Origin of the sequence: Streptomyces sp. NPDC102274 (assembly GCF_044766385.1) — a bacterium.
Taxonomy (GTDB): Bacteria; Actinomycetota; Actinomycetes; order Streptomycetales; family Streptomycetaceae; genus Streptomyces.
In genome coordinates this window covers 25,108-43,667 of sequence record NZ_JBIWLW010000041.1, presented here as the reverse complement: position 1 = coordinate 43,667, position 18,560 = coordinate 25,108, and the positions used below count along the sequence as shown (strand labels likewise).

The following is an 18,560-nucleotide window of genomic DNA, read 5'->3' as shown; positions in this document are numbered from 1 at the left end:
CTTGACGTTCCCTGGAGTAGAGACGGCATGGACAACGAGGACAAGCTCCGTTACTTCCTGAAGCGGGTCACTGCTGACCTGCGCGAGACACGTCGGCGGTTGCGCGAGGTCGAGGAGGGTGAGCAGGAGCCGATCGCGATCATCGGCATGAGCTGCCGCTACCCCGGCGGCGTGCGCTCCCCCGAGGACCTGTGGGAGCTGGTCGCGAACGGCCGCGACGGCGTGACGGCCTTCCCCACCGACCGGGGCTGGGGCGACGTCGAGTTGTCCGACCCCGAGGACCCCGGCCGCGTGTTCCTCACCGAGGGCGGGTTCCTGCACGACGCGGCCGAGTTCGACCCCGGCGTGTTCGGGATCTCGCCGCGCGAGGCGCTGGCGATGGACCCGCAGCAGCGGCTGCTGCTGGAGACGTCGTGGGAGGCGTTCGAGCGGGCCGGGATCGACGCGTCGTCGCTGCGCGGCAGCAGGACGGGCGTGTTCGCGGGTGTGATGTACCACGACTACGTGTCCCGGCTGCGGTCGGTGCCGGAGGGGCTGGACGGCTTCCTCGGCACCGGCAGCTTCGGCAGCGTCGCCTCCGGCCGCGTGTCGTACACGTTCGCGTTGGAGGGGCCCGCCGTCACGGTGGACACCGCCTGCTCGTCCTCCCTGGTCACGCTGCACCTGGCGGCCCAGGCGCTGCGGTCGGGCGAGTGCTCGCTCGCCCTCGCGGGCGGTGTCACCGTGATGGCGACGCCGAACACGTTCATCGGCTTCAGCAAGCAGCGCGGCCTCGCCGCGGACGGCCGGTGCAAGTCGTTCTCCGACAGCGCCGACGGCACCGGCTGGGGTGAGGGCGTCGGGATGCTGCTGCTGGAGCGGCTGTCCGACGCCCGGCGCAACGGCCACCAGGTGCTGGGGGTCGTGCGTGGTTCGGCGGTGAACCAGGACGGGGCGTCGAACGGCCTCACCGCGCCCAACGGCCCGTCGCAGCAGCGCGTGATCCGGCAGGCGCTGGACAGCGCCGGACTGACCGCGGCCCAGGTGGACGCGGTCGAGGCGCACGGCACCGGCACCACGCTCGGCGACCCGATCGAGGCTCAGGCGCTGCTGGCCACCTACGGCCAGGACCGGGCCGGTGAGCCGCTCTGGCTCGGTTCGCTGAAGTCCAACATCGGCCACACCCAGGCCGCTTCGGGTGTCGCCGGCGTCATCAAGATGGTCATGGCGATGCGGCACGGCGTGCTGCCGCGGACCCTGCACGTCGGCGAGCGCTCCCGGCATGTCGACTGGTCGGCGAGCGCCGTGGACCTGCTGACCGAGGCGCGGCCGTGGCCGGAGACGGGGCAGCCGCACAGGTCGGCGGTGTCGTCGTTCGGTATCAGCGGCACCAACGCCCACGTCGTCCTCGAACAGGCTCCGGCCGAGGACGAAGACGACGAGCTGGGCGAGCCCGTCGACCCCGTACTGGCCGACGCCGTGCCGTGGGTGCTGTCCGGCAACGACCCCGCCGCGCTGCGCGAGCGCGCCGTCGCCCTCCTGTCCCATGTGGACGGTCGGGACGTGTCGGCGGTGGATGTCGGCTACTCGCTCGCCATGAGCAGGACCGCGCTGGAGCACAGGGCCGCCGTAGTCGGCGCCGACCACGCGGAGCTGCTGCGCGGGCTGGAGGCCCTGGCCGCCGGCGGCGAGGCACCGAACCTGGTGCGTGGCACGGTCGGCACGCGTGGCAAGCTCGCGTTCCTGTTCAGCGGACAGGGCAGCCAGCGGGTGGGCATGGGCCGCGAGCTGTACCGGGAGTTCCCCGTGTTCGCGCAGGCGCTGGACGAGGTCTGCGCCGGCCTGGATCCGTACCTGGACCGGCCGCTGCGGGACGTGCTCTTCGCCGAGCCCGGCAGCGAGGCCGCCACCCTGCTCGACCTGACCACCTACACACAGCCCGCGCTGTTCGCGATCGAGGTGGCGCTGTTCCGTCTCGTCACGGCGTGGGGCCTCGCTCCGCAGTTCCTCGCGGGCCACTCCATCGGGGAGTTGGCGGCAGCCCATGTGTCGGGCGTGTTCTCCCTCGCCGACGCGTGCGCGCTGGTCTCCGCCCGCGGCAGGCTGATGGGGGCGCTGCCCGAGGGCGGGGCGATGCTGTCGCTGCGCGCGGACGAGGACACCGTCCGCCGCCTGGTCGGCGAGCACGGCGGCGCGGTGGACGTCGCGGCGGTCAACGGCCCCGAGTCCACGGTGGTCGCGGGCGACGCCGACGCGGTGGCCGCGATCGACAGCGCGTGGCGGGAGCGCGGCGGGAAGACCCGGTACCTGCGGGTCAGTCACGCGTTCCACTCGCCGCACGTGGACGCCGTGCTGGACGACTTCCGCGCCGTCGCCCGGACCATCGCCTACGGGACGCCGACGATCCCGATCGTGTCCACCCTGACCGGCGCCGTGCTGGCCCCGGCGCAGGCGCGCGACCCGGAGCACTGGGTGCGCCACGCCCGCGAGGCGGTGCGGTTCCTCGACGGCGTGCGGTGCCTGCGCGATCAGGGCGTCGCCAACTTCCTGGAGCTTGGCCCCGACGCGGTGCTGACCGCGATGGGTCGCGACTGCGTCGACGAGGACGCACTGCTGGTGGCCGGGGCGCGCGCGAACCGGTCCGAGGGCGCCACGCTCACCTCGGCGGTCGCCGCACTGCACGTACGGGGCGTCGCCCTCGACTGGCAGGCGGTGTTCGCGGGACGCGCCGCCCGGCGGATCGACCTGCCCACGTATCCGTTCCAGCGCACCAGCTTCTGGCTGGACGCGGGCGCGCACGTGTGGGACGTCGCCTCGGTGGGCCTGCGGCCCGCCGACCACCCGCTGCTGGGCGCCGCGGTCACCTTGGCCGACGAGGAGGGCGCCCTGCTCACCGGCAGGCTCTCCCTGGCGACCCACCCGTGGCTGGCCGACCACACCGTCGGGGGCGTGGTCCTCGTACCGGGCGCCGCGTTCGTGGAGCTGGCGATCAGGGCGGGCGACCAGGTCGGGCTCGACCACATCGAGGAGCTGACGCTCGCGGCGCCGCTGGTCCTGCCGGAGGACGGCGCGGTGCGGCTCCAGGTGTCCATCGGGGCGCCGGACGAGTCGGGGCGCCGCCCGCTGAGCGCCTACTCGCGGGGCGACGACGCGCCCGACGACCAGCCGTGGACGCGGCACGCCTTCGGCACGCTCGCGGCGGGGGAGGCGGTCCCTGCCATCGGTGGGGAAGCCTGGCCGCCCGCGGGGGCCGAGCGGATCGACACCGAGGGCCGCTACGACGACCTCGCCGCGTCGGGACTCGGCTACGGGCCCGCGTTCCGCGGCCTGCGCGCGGCGTGGCGGCGGGGCGACGAGGTGTTCGTCGAGGTGGAACTGGTCGACCGGGACACCGCGGGCTCGTTCGGGCTGCATCCCGCGCTGCTCGACTCCGCGCTGCACGCCATCGGGCTCGGCGGCTTCGTCGCCGACGCGGAGCGGCTGCACCTGCCGTACTCCTGGCGCGGGGTGCGGCTGCACAGCAGCGGCGCGTCCGCACTGCGGGGACGCCTGTCCCCGGCGGGCGCCTCGGGCGTCGCGATCGTCCTGACCGACGACACGGGCGCTCCCGTCGCCTCGGTCGAGGCACTGTCGCTGCGGCCCCTGTCGGCCGACGGGCTCGGCGGTGACCGGCTGGACTCGCTGTTCCGGGTCGACTGGAGACCCGTGCGGCCCGCCGCCTCGGCCCCCGCCCGCTGGGCGGTCCTGGGGGACGGGCTCGGTCAGGCGAAGATCTCCGAGCCGGCCCGTGCGTACGCGGACCTGGCCGCGCTCGGGGAGGACGAGGTGCCGGACCTCGTGTTCGCCCCTGTGCCCTCGGCCGAGGGCCCCGCGGAGGCGACGCACCGGGCGCTGGCGCTGGTGCGGGCCTGGCTCGCCGACGACGGGTTCGGCTCGGCGCGGCTGGTGTTCGTCACCACCGGCGCGGTGGCGGCGGGCCCCGACGAGGACGTCCCCGACTTGGCCAACGCGCCGGTGTGGGGCCTCGTGCGCGCGGCGCAGGCCGAGCACCCCGGCCGGTTCGTGCTCGTCGACGTCGACGGGTCGGCGGTCTCGGTGCAGGCGCTGCCGAGCGCCGTCGCGACCGATGAGCCCGAACTGGCGGTGCGGGCGGGTGAATTGTTCGTGCCGAGGCTTGTCCGTGTTCGTGCTGTGGAGTTGGAGGGGTCGGGCTTCGGTGAGGGTCCGGTGTTGGTGACGGGTGCCACGGGGATGCTCGGTGGGTTGGTGGCGCGGCATCTGGTGGTGCGGCACGGGGTGCGGCGGCTGGTGTTGGCGAGCAGGCGCGGCCAAGTGGGAGCGCTGCACGATGAGTTGGTCGGTCTGGGTGCCGAGGTCACTGCCGTCGCCTGTGATGTGGCGGACCGGTACGCGGTGGCCGCGCTGTTGGCCGAGCACCCTGTGACGGCCGTCGTGCATGCGGCGGGTGTGCTGGACGACGGTGTGATCGAGTCGCTGACGCCGGAGCGGATCGACACGGTGTTCCGGCCGAAGGTGGACGCGGCGTGGCATTTGCACGAGCTGACCCGTGACCTGGATCTTTCGGCGTTCGTGCTGTTCTCGTCGGCGGCGGGTACGTTCGGCAATCCCGGTCAGGGCAACTATGCGGCGGCCAACGCGTTTCTCGACGCGCTGGCCCAGCACCGGAGCGCCGGCGGTCTGCCCGCGACGTCGCTGGCGTGGGGCCTGTGGGCGGACGCGAGCGGCATGACCGACGAGTTGGCCGAGTCCGACCGCGGCCGCCTCTCGCGTGCCGGTGTCGCCGCGCTGTCCGCCCAGGAGGGGCTGCGACTGTTCGACGCCGCCATCGCGCTGCCGTCGGCCGTGGCCGTGCCCATGCGGCTGGACCTGGCGCCGCTGCGGGCGCGCCCCGAGGCCGTCCCCGCGCTCCTGCGCGCGCTGGTACGCACGACGCGCCCCGAGGCAGCCAAGGCCGACGGGAGCCTGGCGGCACGAATATCGGCGCTGCCGGAGGACGAGCGTCTCCCGCTGCTGCTCGACCTCGTGCGCACATGCGTCGCCGCCGTGCTCGGCCACGCGTCCGCCGCCGAGGTGGAACCGGAGCGGGCGTTCGGCGAACTCGGGTTCGACTCCCTCACGGCGGTCGAGCTGCGCAACCGGCTCGACACGGCCACCGGGCTGCGCCTGCCCGCGACGCTGGTCTTCGACTACCCGACGCCCCTGGTGCTCGCGGGCCACCTGCGCTCCACGCTGCTCGGCGGCGACGAGGCGCGGACGGCGACCCACCGCGCTGCCGTCGCCGAGGACGAGCCGATCGCGATCGTCGGCATGAGCTGTCGTTTCCCCGGTGGTGTCGAGTCGCCGGAGGACCTGTGGCGACTGGTCGCCGAGGGCCGTGACGCGGTGTCCGACTTCCCGGACAACCGGGGCTGGGACGTGGAGGCGCTCTACGACCCGGACCCCGAGCACACCGGCACCAGCAGCGTCCGGTGGGGTGGCTTCCTCTACGACGCCGCCGAGTTCGACCCGGCGTTCTTCGGAATGTCGCCGCGCGAGGCGCTGGCGGTCGACCCGCAGCAGCGGCTGCTGCTGGAGACGTCGTGGGAGGCGCTGGAACGGGCCGGGATCGAGCCGAAGTCGTTGCGGGGCAGCGCGACCGGCGTGTTCGCGGGAGTGATGTACAACGACTACGCCGCCCGGCTCCGGCGCGCTCCGGAGGGTTTCGAGGGCCAGCTCGGGTTCGGCAGCTCGGGCAGCGTCGCGTCCGGCCGCGTGTCCTACGTGCTCGGTCTTGAAGGCCCCGCGATGACCGTGGACACGGCGTGCTCGTCGTCGCTCGTCGCGCTGCACCTGGCGGCGCAGGCGCTGCGCTCCGGTGAGTGCTCGCTGGCGCTGGCGGGTGGTGTGACGGTGATGTCCAGCCCAGCGGCCTTCGTGGAGTTCAGCAGGCAGCGGGGCCTGGCCCCGGACGGCCGCTGCAAGGCGTTCTCCGCCGACGCGGACGGCACCGGTTGGGGTGAAGGGGTTGGCATGCTGGTGGTGGAGCGGCTCTCGGACGCGCGACGCAACGGTCACCAGGTGTTGGCGGTCGTGCGGGGTTCCGCGATCAATCAGGACGGTGCGTCGAACGGTCTGACGGCGCCGAACGGTCCTTCTCAGCAGCGGGTGATCCGGCAGGCGCTGGCCAGTGCGGGTCTCGCGCCGTCCGAGGTGGACGCGGTCGAGGCGCACGGCACTGGCACCACGCTGGGTGACCCGATCGAGGCGCAGGCGCTGCTGGCCACCTACGGCCAGGACCGCGCCGGTGAGCCGCTCTGGCTCGGGTCGCTGAAGTCGAACGTCGGCCACACGCAGGCCGCGGCCGGTGTGGCGGGTGTGATCAAGATGGTGATGGCGATGCGGCACGGCGTGCTGCCGCGGACGCTGCACGTCTCCGCACGCTCCCCGCACGTGGACTGGTCCGCCGGCGCGGTCGACGTGCTGACGGAGGCCCGGCCGTGGACGGTGGCGGGCCGGCCGCGTCGGGCGGGCGTGTCGTCGTTCGGTGTGAGCGGGACGAACGCGCACACCATCATCGAGCAGGCCCCGGAAGCCGAGGAGTCCGCTCCCGCCGTGACGTCCGCGCCGGTCGACGGCGTCGTGCCGTGGGTGCTGTCCGCGCGGAGCGCGGAGGCCTTACGGGACCAGGCGATCCGGCTGCGGGAGCACGTAGCGGGTGAGCCGGGGACCGAAGTGGTGGACGTCGGTTACTCGTTGGCGACGACGCGGTCGGCCTTCGACCACAGGGCTGTAGTGGTGGGCGACGACCGCGAGGCACTGCTGGACGGGCTCACCGCTCTGGCCGAGGGGCGGCCGTTCCCCGGCGTGGTCGAGGGGTCCGTTGCCGTGGGTGGTGTGGGTTTCCTGTTCTCGGGTCAGGGTTCGCAGCGGCTCGGTATGGGGCGTGAGTTGTCCGGACGGTTCCCGGTGTTCGCTGCGGCGCTGGACGAGGTGCTGGCGGAGTTCGATCCGCAGGTGAGTGAGGTGCTGTTCGGCGAGGATGCCGATGCTCTGAATGAGACGGGGGTGACGCAGCCGGCGTTGTTCACGGTGGAGGTGGCGCTTTTCAGGCTGTTGGAGTCGTGGGGTGTCCGGCCCGACATGCTGGCGGGGCATTCGATCGGTGAGCTGGCCGCCGCGCATGTGGCGGGTGTGTGGTCGTTGGCTGATGCCGCGAAGGTGGTGTCGGCGCGTGCCGTGTTGATGCAGGCGCTGCCCGAGGGTGGTGCGATGGTGGCGGTCCAGGCGTCCGAGGTCGAGGTCGCGCCGGATCTCCCGGAGACCGTGGGGATCGCGGCGGTCAACGGGCCGAACTCGGTGGTGATCTCGGGTGTTGCCGCTGATGTGGATGTGTTGGCGGAGCTGTGGCGTGAGGGCGGTCGGAAGGTGACCAGGCTCCGCGTCAGCCACGCGTTCCACTCGCCGCTGATGGAGCCGATGCTGGATGAGTTCCGCCGGGTGCTGGAAGGCGTGTCCTACGAGGCACCCGCGATTCCGATCGTGTCGACGTTGACCGGTGCGCGGGCGACCGCTGAGGAGCTTGCCTCGCCGGGGTATTGGGTGCGACACGTACGGGAGTCGGTGCGGTTCGCGGACGCAGTCGGCACGCTCGTGGACGAGGGCGCCGCCACGTTCGTCGAGATCGGGCCGGGCGGGACGCTGTCCGCGCTGGGGCAGGAGTCCGCGCCGGACGCGGTCTTCGTACCGGTGCTGCGCGGCGATCGCCCGGAGGAGTCCGCGCTGATCTCCGCTGTGGCGCGGCTGGGCACGCGGGGCGTGCGGGTGGACTGGACGAGGCTGCTCCCCGGCGGGCGCTCGGTCGAACTCCCCACGTACGCGTTCCAGCGCAAGCGCTACTGGCTGGACGCGCCCCGTGACCTGCGTTTCGACGGAGCGGCCGGTGGTCTCGGCCTGGCAGGCGCGGACCACCCGCTGCTCGGCGCCGCCGTGGACCTCGCCGACGGGCAGGGCCTCGTGTGCACCGGCAGGCTGGGCACGGACACCCACCCGTGGCTCGCCGACCACGCCGTCGCGCAAGTGATCCTCCTGCCCGGTACGGCCTTCGCGGAACTCGCACTCGCCGCGGGTGGCAGGCTCGGTCTGGACGAGGTCGAAGAACTGACGCTCGCCGCACCGCTGGTGCTGCCCGAACACGGCGGGGTGCGGCTGCGGGTGACGGTCGGCGGTGACGACGGCTCGGGCCGCCGCACGCTGAACATCGACTCCTGCCCGGACGACCCGGCCGCCGACACCGACTGGACCCGGCACGCCACCGGCTTCCTCACCACCGGCGACCCCACCCATCCGGCCGAGATCACGGACTGGCCGCCCGCCGGAGCCGAGGCCGTCGACATCGACGACCTCTACGACGGGCTGGCGGGGGCCGGGTTCGGGTACGGGCCCGCCTTCCAGGGGCTCAGGGCGGCGTGGCGCGACGAGGGCGCCGTGTACGCCGAGATCGAGTTGGACGAGGCCCAGCACCGGGACGCCACGTCGTTCGGGGTCCACCCGGCACTGCTCGACGCCGCGCTGCACGCCTGCACGCTCGGCGGCCTCGTCGAGGACGCCGGTCGCCCCCGGCTGCCGTTCTCGTGGAGCGGTGTCCGGTGGCACGCGACCGGTGCGACCGCGGCGCGCGTACGGCTCACGCCGGCCGGACCCGACGCCGTCACCTTGGAACTGGCCGACGCACAGGGGCACCCCCTGGCGACGGTCGCATCCCTCGTGCTGCGGCCGATCGCCGCGGACCAGTGGGGTGCGCGCCACCGCGATTCACTGTTCCGGGTGGAGTGGGTGGCCGCACAGACCCGTGCGGCCACTCCCGCTCCTGCCCGCGGTTGCGCTGTCATCGGCCCGGACGACCTGAAGGTCGGCGCGGGCCTCGCCGCGTCCGGCATGGTCGTCGAGGAACACAGCGACCTCACGGCCCTCGCCGAGGCCGGGGTGCCGGGGCTGGTCGTCGTCCCGTGTGCCGAGGACGACTCGGAGCCGGTCTCCGGCGCCCGCACCGCCGCCCTCCGCGCGCTGCGGCTGGCCCAGGAGTGGCTGGCCGACGACCGGTTCCTCGACTCCCGCCTCGTCTTCGTGACCCGCTGGGCCGTCGCGACCGGGCCGGACGAGGACGTGCCGGCTGTCGCCAACGCGGCGGTGTGGGGCCTGATCCGGTCGGCGCAGTCCGAGAACCCCGACCGGTTCGCGTTGGTCGACGTGGATGTGCACGACGCGTCCTGGGCGGTGCTGCCCGCCGTCCTCGCCGGTTCCGAGCCGCAGGTGGCGGTGCGCGCCGGTGACCCGCTGGTGCCGCGCATCGCACCGTCCCGACCGTCCGTGGCGGAGTCCCCGATCGAGTTCGCGCCCGGCGGCACCGTCCTGGTGACCGGCGCCACCGGCATGATCGGCGGCCTCGTCACCAGGCACCTCGTGACCGGCCACGGCGTCCGGCACCTGGTGCTGGCCAGCCGCAGCGGCGCCGCCGCGCCCGGCGCCGACGACCTCTGCGCGGAACTGGCCGGCCTCGGTGCGCATGTCACGCTCGCCGCCTGCGACGTCACCGACCCCGGTGCGCTGGCGGAACTGCTGGCCGCGGTGGACCCGGACCACCCACTGACCGGCGTGGTGCACTCGGCGGGTGTGCTGGACGACGGTGTGATCGGCTCGCTGACGCCGGAGCGGATCGACACGGTGTTCCGGCCGAAGGTGGACGCGGCGTGGCATCTGCACGAGCTGACCCGCGATCTGGATCTTTCGGCGTTCGTGCTGTTCTCGTCGGCGGCGGGTACGTTCGGCAATCCCGGTCAGGGCAACTATGCGGCGGCCAACGCGTTTCTCGACGCGCTCGCCCAGCATCGGCGCGCCGGCGGTCTGCCCGCGACGTCGCTGGCGTGGGGCCTGTGGGAGACGACCGGCGCGATGACCGACGGACTGGCGGGGACCGACGTGGCGCGGATGTCCCGCTCCGGTGTGGCGGGCTTGACCGAGGAGCAGGGCCTCGCGCTGTTCGACCTCGGGTGCGCGGCGGGTGACGCGGTCGTGGTGCCGATACGGCTCGATGTCGGCGCGTTGCGCGGCGCGCCCGACGAGGTGCCCGCGCTGCTGCGCGGCCTCGTGCGCCCGCGGGCCACCAGGGCGGCCGGCGCGGGCGAGGAGCGGTTGGCGCGGCGGCTGGCCGGACTGACGGAGGAGGAGCAGGAGCGGGAACTGCTGCGGGTCGTCCGGGACCAGGCGGCGGCCGTGCTCGGCTACGCGCCGGACGAGCTCGACGTCTCCGGCACCCTGACCCAGCTCGGCCTGGACTCCTTGACCGCGCTGGAACTGCGCAACCGGCTCGCGGGCGCGACCGGGCTGCGCCTGCCCACCACCGTCGTGTTCGACCAGCCGACCGGCCCGGCGCTCGCCGGGTACCTGCGGCGCGAACTCGCCTCGGGGACCGTGGGCGCCCCCGCCGCACCCGCCTCCTTGGCTCCGGAGGACACGTTCGCCGGCCTGTTCCGGCAGTCATGTGACCTCGGACTGTACGAGGAGGGGTGGCAGATGGTGACCGCGGCCGCGCGGGTGCGGCCGGTGTTCGAGTCACCGGACGAGGTGCCCGCACTGCCGCCGATCACGCTGGCGACCGGGCCGGGAACCCCGCTGCTGTGCTTCGCGCCGACGATGGCGCCCTCCGGTCCGCACTACTTCGGCCGGTTCGCCCCCGTGTTCGCGGGCGAGCGGGACGTGACCGTGCTGCCCCACCCCGGTTTCGCGTCGGGGGAGGCGCTGCCCGCGACCAGGGAGGCGGTCGTCCGCTTCCAGGCCGCGGCCGTCAGGAGGCAGGCGGGCGACCAGCCGTTCGTGCTCCTCGGCTACTCGTCGGGCGGATGGATGGCCAACGCCGTCGCAGCGCTGCTCGAACAGCAGGGCAGCGCACCGGCGGCGGTGGTGCTGCTGGACACCCACACCGCGACGACCTCGTTCGAGGACCGGCTGGAGGCGGCGCTGAGGGAGCGCCTGTCCAGCAGCAAGGCGTTCGAGCTGATGACCGGCGCGCAGCTGACCGGGCAGGGCGGCTACGTGCCCGTGTTCAGCGACTGGGAGCCCGAACCGGTCGAGGCGCCGACGCTGTACGTGCACGCCACCTTCCCGCCGGGGGAGTCGGCGGCACGGGAGACCGAGGACGACTGGCGGCCCACATGGCCGCTCCCGCACGAGGACGCCGAGGTCCCCGGCGACCACTTCACGATCATGGAAGACCACTCCGAGTCGACGGCGCTCGCCGTGCGGGCCTGGCTGGGCGACGGCCGAGGCGACAACACCCTCTGAGCACGACAACGACAGCAGAACGGACGATGGACATGACAGTTACCGATGGCAGCGAACTCTGGCTCCGCCGGTTCCACCCCGCACCGGACGCCCCGGTCCGGCTGGTGTGCTTCCCGCACGCGGGCGGATCGGCGAGCTTCTACTTCCCCGTCTCGGCCGCGCTCGCGAGTGACTCGGACGTGGTGGCCCTCCAGTACCCTGGCCGCCAGGACAGGCGGACCGAGTCGAGCGTCGCCGACATCGGTGTGCTGGCCGACCGGATCGCGCCCGTGGTCGCGCCGCTGTTCGACCGGCCCGTGGTGTTCTTCGGGCACAGCATGGGCGCGGTCGTCGCGTTCGAGGTCGCGCGCAGGCTTGAAGGCGCGGGTCACACGCCCGCAAAGCTGTTCGCCTCCGGCAGGCGCGCACCGTCGACGCACCGCGTGGAGACCGTCCACCAGCGGGACGACGACGGGCTCGTGGCCGAGATGAAGGCCCTGAGCGGAACCGACGCCCAGGTGCTCGGTGACGAGGAACTGCTGCGGATGGTGCTGCCCGCCATCCGCAGTGACTACCGCGCCATCGAGACGTACGGTCCCGTGGACGCGACCGTCGACTGCCCGATCACCGCCCTGGTGGGCGACGACGACCCGAAGGCGACGCCCTCGGAAGCGGACGCGTGGCGCGCCCACACGACAGCCGCGTTCCACATCCAGGTGTTCCGCGGGGGCCACTTCTACCTCAGCCCGCGCGCGGTGGAGGTGATCGCGGTGGTGCGCGAGGCGCTCCGCAGCGCTGTAGCCGTCGGATAGGCACAGGAGAACGGGGGGCTGGACGAGGAGGTCGTCCAGCCCCCCCGTTTCGGCGACGATGATCCGGGTTCTGTCCTGCTCGCGGTGTGGAATGCGATATTTCCGCCCCCGGAGACGTCGCCACCCAGGCCTTCCGCGCGGAATGACAAGGCCGGTTGCGGTCACTCCAGGCACGCTGGAGGCCGAAATCGGGCCAAGGACCAGGAGCCGGAGCACCACCGTGTTCGAGCACGTTCCGAACGGGATTCCTCCGGTAGCCGGCGCTCCATGGCCACACACTCATCGGATCGCAGATAACTGGTCCGATACGCGATACGCAGCTTGGAGGACTGGACGAGACGGCCGTCGACCTCGGGCGGGTGTTCGGTACGGGCCCGGCGCAGGGCCCATGTCCGAGGCAGGCTCAATGCGTCAGGCTGCGCTGTCCCGCCGAAAGGACTTCGACGAAATCGCCGCCTACTTCTGCGTGGGGGTGGCGGCGAGCAGCAGTGCGGCGAACACGACGGGGGCGGCAGAGCGGAGACCAGGGAACGCAACCGCCGAGCCTTGCTGGACGCCGCGTTCCAGGTCGTCTCCCGAGACGGGTACCGGGCCAAGCTTGACGAGATCGCCGGACGCGCCGATCTGACCACCGGTGCCATCTACTCACTGTTCGGGAGCAAGAACGGCCTGGTGGTCGCCCTGGTCGCCGACTACCTGCGGCCGTATTACGAAGAGATCGAGGAGGCGGTTCCCGTTGGACTGGATCTGCTCGAAGCGGTCGACGCCTTCGCTCGGTACTACCGGCGAAGCTGTGACGCCCCCGACGCGCTGTCCCGTCTGTTGCTCCAGATCACCTTGCTGGATATGGCGCTGCACGACCCAGACCTGGGGTCCCAGCTCGCCACGTCCATCCGATCGCAGGAGAACCACCTGATCACGCTGTTCACGGGAAGATCGCACAACGGGAACGTCGTGACGTCGCATCAGGCACAACGCCTGGCCACCGCACTCAGGGCACTGTTTGTCGGCCTCAGCCAGGGCGTCACACTCGGCCTCGCCCATGGCGCCGACGAGCAGTACTTCGCCGACGCTGCCCGCGCTCTGGCATCCGGCATGACCTTCACCGATCACGATGCGGATGCTTCGTGACGGTCATGCGGAAGAACATGACGAGTTGGGCGAGCAGGACATCGCGGAGACAGGCGGCGGCTCGCCGGAAGCGCTGGACGGGTCCTTCAAGGGAATCCCCGGCTGCCGCCTTACTCGCAGGCCTCTGCCGACTCCAGCTGCCTGCTCGCTCCGCGCTTGTAGTGGGTCACGCCGCCCCCTGAAGGGGTATCCCAGTCTCCGAGAGCAGGTCCTCAACCGGTGACAGACAGGGGGAGCCGTGCCGGACAGCAATCTCGATCCGACCGCCCTCGGCGATAGTGCCGATGCGCGCTTACTCCATCTCCGCAGCGAGGTCGAGCGGATCGTCACGGAAGCACGCATTGGAGCGAAGCGGGCCCAGCGACGTAGCAAGCTGTGGAACGCGACGTACATCTGTCTGGGCTTCCCCACCGCTGTCTTGGCCGGGGTCTCCGGTGCCGCTGGTCTCGCTTCACCCGAAGCCCGCGTGCCCGCAGCCATCCTTGCCCTGCTGTCGGCCGGCTTCTCGGCCGGCTCAACCTTCTTGCGCGCGGACGCACGGCAACTGGCCAATCTCCGCAGACGCTATGCCTGGCAACATCTGGAGACCCAAGCCCGGTTGGTGCTGGCGCATGAGGCGTACGAGGGCTTCGATCGACTCCACGCAGCCCTCACCGGCCTCGTCGAACTACGCTCCGCCATTCCCTCCAGCGCCCTCATACTCGTGGAACTGCAGCCCCTCGCCACCCAGTTGCCGCCGACCAGCCCCTCGAATTCGACACTCTGACCGGTCCGTGCACCTGCTCTCCCCAGCTGCGTTCGACGGGGGTGGCGCCCTTGGCGGCAACTCCTGTTCGTGACGATCGACAGTGATCAAACTTTCACCGCAGCTCCAGGCGAGGCGCCTGACCGTGAGGAGATCCAGGACGTGTTGCGAAAGTCCCGCCTGGCCTGCGGGCGGGCGGCGCTACTTTCGCAACACGCCCTAAGGCGTGGTGACGGCTTGGTGGCGGCCCACGATCCGGACGTCGCTTTCGATGGCCGCCGCCGTCGCGCGCAGTGGGGGAAGCAGGCGGGCGAGGGCCTGAGCCGATGGCTCGGGGCTGGTGTGGCTGGAGACGTTGATGGCCGCGACGACATGTCCGGTGAGGTCGCGAACAGGGACAGCGATCGAGCGCAGCCCCTCCTCCAGTTCGTCTTCCACAAGGGCGTGGCCTTGGTGTTCCACCTGGGCGAGGATCCCCAGGAGTTGCCGCTGTGACGTGATGGTTCTGTTGGTCAGTGCCACCGGTTTGGTCCGGTGAAGGAGAGCGGCGCGCTCTTCGGTGGGCAGCCCGGCCAGCAGGACGCGGCCCATGGAGGCGGCATAGGCGGGGAAGCGGGTGCCGACCGTGATGTTGACGCTCATGATCCGCACGGTGGGCACCCGGGCGATGTAACGGATATCGGTGTTCGCGAGGACGCTCATCGACGCCGACTCGTGCACCTGCCCCACCAGCGTGGCCAGGTGCGGTTCCGCGATCTGCGACAGAGTTCGCTGTGACAGCGCCGCGTAGCCGAGACCGAGGACTCGGGGAGTGGGGCGGAACAGACGTCCGTCGGCGAGGGCATAGCCGAGGTACTCCAGGGTCATCAGCGATCGGCGAGCCGTGGCGCGCGGCAGGCCGGTTGCCTGGGCGACGGCGGTGAGTGTGAGACCGCCGGGCGAGCCTCCGAGGGCGGTCAGCACGGCGAGGCCGCGCGCCAGCGACTGCACGGGATTGCCTTCCGGTCGCTCGACGGATTCGGGTTCGACCGGCGGTGGTGGCACGGCGAGCATGTCGCGCATGCGCACGACGGTGTCCCGCAGCACGGGCAGCGCGGTGGCGGCGAGTGAGTCGGCGGTGTGGCGGCTGGTGTGGCTGACGACGCTGATCGCGGCGGCCGTGGTCCCGTCCGGGGCGTACAGGGGTGCGGCGACGGCGATGAGCGCGGGTTCGATGAGCTGGTTGTCCACGGCGAATTCGGCCGCGCGGGCCTCGGTGACGCGGTCGGGGAAGGACGCGGCCGCCGTGCCGTCGTCGACAGGGACAGAGCGGAACCCGGCGTCGTTCGGGTCGGCGGTACGGCGGCGCCAGGCGTCCCATTCCCGTTCGGTCCAGTCGGCGGCGAAAAGGGCCCCCGGCGCGCCGCGCTCGGCGGGGAGGAGGTCGCCGATGCGGAAGGTGAGGGACATCGCGCGCCGTCGCGGCGCCTGGTGGACGAAGCGCACGCCGTCGAGATCGGGGACGGAGATGGAGACCGACTCGTCGATGGCGTCGGCCAGTCGGTTGGCCAACGGGCCGAGCAGGTCGGGCAGTCGGCAGGACGTCAGGTAGGCGTTGCCGAATTCCATCGCCCGGGGGGCGAGAACGGCTTCGTGCCCGTCCAGACGGACGTGTCCGGTGTTCTCCAGAGTCGCGAGGATCCGGTCCACGGTGCTGCGGGCGAGCCCGGTCGCGCGTGCGAGGTCACCGGCTCGCTGCTGGTCACCGGAGGACAGCGAGCGCAGTACGGCGAGGCCCCGGATGAGCGGGCCCACCGCCTCCTGGGGTGGGGCAGTGGTCGAAGAGGAGGTCATGCGCTGCTCCAACGTGCGGGACAAGCGTGAGGAACCGTAGCGGACAGTGGGCGTTGACAGTACACGCCGTCCAGGTACACACTCTGGCCCACATGGTAGCGAACTAAAGTTCGCTAGGCGAACGCGAGGTGGCGGGTGGACAAGGTAGTCGCGTCGGCTGCGGACGCGGTGGCGGACATCGGAGACGGAGCGGTCCTGGCAGTGGGCGGCTTCGGGCTCTGCGGAGTCCCCAACGCGCTGATCCAGGCCGTCCACGAAGGCGGTCCACGCGGGCTGCACGTCGTTTCCAACAACTGCGGCGCTCTCGACTCGGGCCTCGGGACCCTGCTGGCCGCGCGCCGCATCGCCCGGGTCACCGGGTCGTACGTCGGTGCCAACAAGGAGTTCGAACGCCAGTATCTGGCGGGGGACATCGAACTGGAGCTGATACCGCAGGGCACGTTGGCCGAACGGCTCCGGGCCGGCGGCTGCGGCATTCCGGCCTTCTTCACTCCGGCGGGCGTGGGTACGGCGGTAGCGGACGGTGGGATGCCGTGGCGGTACACCTCCGACGGAGACGTCGCCGTCGCCTCTCCGCCCAAGGAGACCCGGATGTTCGACGGCCGTGAGTACGTCCTCGAGGAGGCGATCACCACCGACTTCGCCCTGGTCCGCGCCGCGCGCGGCGATCGGCACGGGAATCTCGTGTTCAACAAGTCCGCGCGGAACTTCAACCCGCTGGCCGCTATGGCGGGCCGGGTGACGATCGCCGAGGTCGAGGAACTGGTGGAGCCCGGGAAACTGGACCCCGACGCGGTGCACCTGCCCGGCGTCTTCGTACAACGGGTGGTCGTCCTGACCTCCGCTCAGGCCACCGACAAGGGAATCGAGAACCGCACAGTGCGCGAGAAGGCGGCCTCCTGATGCCCTGGAGCGAAAGCGAGATGGCGGCGCGCGCCGCGGCCGAAATGCCCGACGGTGCCTACATCAACCTCGGGATCGGGCTCCCGACCCTGATCCCCGACCACCTGCCGCCCGGCGTCGACGTCGTCATGGAGTCGGAGAACGGGATTCTCGGCGTCGGCCCCTACCCGGCCGAGGACCAGGTCGACCCGGACCTGATCAACGCGGGGAAAGAGACGGTGACGGTCCGGCCGGGCGCGGCGTTCTTCGACTCGGCGCTGTCGTTCGGGATGATCCGCGGCGGTCACATCGATGTGGCCGTTCTGGGCGGGATGCAGGTTTCGGAGCGCGGTGACCTGGCGAACTGGGCGGTCCCGGGCAAGATGATCAAGGGTGTCGGCGGGGCGATGGACCTGATCCACGGCGCGCGGCGGGTGATCGTGCTGATGCGGCACACCACACGCGACGGCGCTCCGAAGATCCTCACCGAGTGCGAGCTGCCGCTGACGGGACGGACGTGCGTCGACCGGATCATCACCGATCTCGGCGTCCTGGACGTCACCCCCGGCGGCCTGGTCCTCGTCGAGACCGCGCCGGACGTGACACCCGACCGGATCAGGGCAGCGACCGGCGCGACGATCCATGATGTCGAGGAGTGAGTGCTATGGCCTATCCCCGTGACGTCTTCATCGTGGACGCGGTTCGTACACCCGTCGGGAAATACGGCGGCGCGCTGACGGATGTGCGTCCGGACGATCTGGCCGCCCACGTCATCCGGGAGCTGATCGCCCGGTCGCCCGGTCTGGACCTTGAGCGGGTCGATGACGTGGTGTTCGGCAACGCCAACGGTGCGGGGGAGGAGAACCGCGACGTGGGCAGGATGGCCGCCCTGCTGGCGGGGCTCCCCACGACAGTGCCGGGCGTGACGGTGAACCGGTTGTGCTCATCGGGTCTGGAAGCAGTGGTTCAGGCGGCGCGGGCGATCGCGGTCGGCGACGCGTCGGTCGTGGTCGCCGGCGGCGTGGAGTCGATGAGCCGCGCGCCGTGGGTCATGCCCAAGCCCGACCGGGCCTTCCCCTCCCGTGGATCGGAGTTGTTCTCCACCACCCTCGGCTGGCGGATGGTCAATCCTCGGATGAAGCCGGAGTGGACGGTCGCCCTGGGCGAGGGCGCCGAGCTGATCGCGGACAAGCACGGCATCACCCGCGGACAGCAGGACGCGTTCGCGTTGGCCAGCCATGAGAAGGCGGCGCGAGCGTGGGCGGCCGGCCTGTTCGAGGCCGAGAGCGTTCCCGTCGAGGGCACCGGGCTGAAGCGGGACGAGACGATCCGTGAGACGACGTCGCTGGAGGCGCTGGCCGGACTCAGGCCCGCGTTCCGCAGTGCCGGCGGCACGGTGACGGCGGGCAATTCCTCGCCGCTCAACGACGGTGCGGCGGCGTTGCTGGTGACCGATGAGGCGGGCCTGAGGGCGACGGGCCGTGAACCTCTGGCACGGCTGCGGGCATCGGCGGTGACGGCGATCGATCCGCAGTACTTCGGACTCGGCCCCGTGCGGGCGGTGCGCATCGCCCTGGAGCGGGCCGGGCGCACCTTCTCGGACCTGCGGACACTGGAGCTGAACGAGGCGTTCGCCGCCCAGGCACTGGGCTGCCTGGCCGAATGGCCCGAGCTGGACCCGGCAGTGGTCAACCCGCGTGGTGGCGCGATAGCGATCGGGCACCCCCTGGGCGCGTCGGGCGCGCGGATCACCGGAGCCGTCGCGCACCAGCTCGCCGCCGCCGGGGCCGGCACCGGCGTGGCCGCGTTGTGCGTGGGGGTCGGTCAAGGCCTCGCCCTGGTTCTCGAACGCTGACACAGAT

The 18,560-nt window shown here is 72.0% G+C and carries 7 protein-coding genes and 1 pseudogene; 7 read left to right on the top strand and 1 reads right to left on the bottom strand.

Translation table 11 applies throughout. The features are described 5' to 3' along the window. Positions 1-72: 72 nt before the first annotated feature. From ACIRQP_RS36165 to ACIRQP_RS36150, 4 genes and pseudogenes are all read left to right on the top strand, one after another. Positions 73-11,316, top strand: a pseudogene (locus tag ACIRQP_RS36165) (type I polyketide synthase); the annotation flags it as partial. Positions 11,317-11,348: 32 nt separating this feature from the next. Then, entirely contained in the window at positions 11,349-12,107 is a 759-nt protein-coding gene (locus ACIRQP_RS36160; RefSeq protein WP_403898256.1) for a thioesterase II family protein, read from the top strand. Between the two features lie 546 nt (positions 12,108-12,653). Beyond that, positions 12,654-13,238 (top strand): TetR/AcrR family transcriptional regulator, encoded by a 585-nt coding sequence (locus tag ACIRQP_RS36155; protein ID WP_403898253.1) that lies wholly within the window; start codon positions 12,654-12,656, stop codon positions 13,236-13,238. 238 nt (positions 13,239-13,476) lie between these two features. Continuing rightward, complete coding sequence (locus tag ACIRQP_RS36150; RefSeq protein ID WP_403898251.1) at positions 13,477-14,004, top strand: hypothetical protein; 528 nt, start codon at positions 13,477-13,479, stop codon at positions 14,002-14,004. A 198-nt stretch (positions 14,005-14,202) separates the two neighbouring features. Here the strand turns inward: ACIRQP_RS36150 and ACIRQP_RS36145 are convergent, their stop codons facing one another. Then, positions 14,203-15,816, bottom strand: a complete 1,614-nt coding sequence (locus tag ACIRQP_RS36145; RefSeq protein ID WP_403898246.1) for an IclR family transcriptional regulator C-terminal domain-containing protein — start codon at positions 15,814-15,816, stop codon at positions 14,203-14,205. A 135-nt stretch (positions 15,817-15,951) separates the two neighbouring features. Here ACIRQP_RS36145 and ACIRQP_RS36140 point away from each other — a divergent pair, with 135 nt between their 5' ends. The 3 genes from ACIRQP_RS36140 to ACIRQP_RS36130 are packed head-to-tail and all read left to right on the top strand — an operon-like array spanning position 15,952 to position 18,553. Beyond that, positions 15,952-16,719 carry a CoA transferase subunit A gene (locus tag ACIRQP_RS36140; RefSeq protein ID WP_403898243.1) on the top strand — a complete coding sequence of 256 codons (768 nt, stop codon included), beginning with the start codon at positions 15,952-15,954 and terminating at the stop codon, positions 16,717-16,719. Continuing rightward, positions 16,719-17,357 carry a 3-oxoacid CoA-transferase subunit B gene (locus ACIRQP_RS36135; RefSeq protein ID WP_403898240.1) on the top strand — a complete coding sequence of 213 codons (639 nt, stop codon included), beginning with the start codon at positions 16,719-16,721 and terminating at the stop codon, positions 17,355-17,357. The genes ACIRQP_RS36140 and ACIRQP_RS36135 overlap by 1 nt, the downstream gene beginning before the upstream one ends. Positions 17,358-17,362: 5 nt before the next feature. Then, positions 17,363-18,553 (top strand): thiolase family protein, encoded by a 1,191-nt coding sequence (locus ACIRQP_RS36130; RefSeq protein ID WP_403898238.1) that lies wholly within the window; start codon positions 17,363-17,365, stop codon positions 18,551-18,553. The last annotated feature ends 7 nt before the right edge of the window (positions 18,554-18,560 follow it).

What these genes read in the sequence shown, in the direction of transcription:
- ACIRQP_RS36160 (WP_403898256.1), top strand. Translation starts at nt 11,349, where the DNA reads ATGACAGTTACCGATGGCAGCGAACTCTGGCTCCGCCGGTTCCACCCC.
- ACIRQP_RS36145 (WP_403898246.1), bottom strand. Translation starts at nt 15,816, where the DNA reads ATGACCTCCTCTTCGACCACTGCCCCACCCCAGGAGGCGGTGGGCCCG.
- ACIRQP_RS36135 (WP_403898240.1), top strand. Translation starts at nt 16,719, where the DNA reads ATGCCCTGGAGCGAAAGCGAGATGGCGGCGCGCGCCGCGGCCGAAATG.
- ACIRQP_RS36130 (WP_403898238.1), top strand. Translation starts at nt 17,363, where the DNA reads ATGGCCTATCCCCGTGACGTCTTCATCGTGGACGCGGTTCGTACACCC.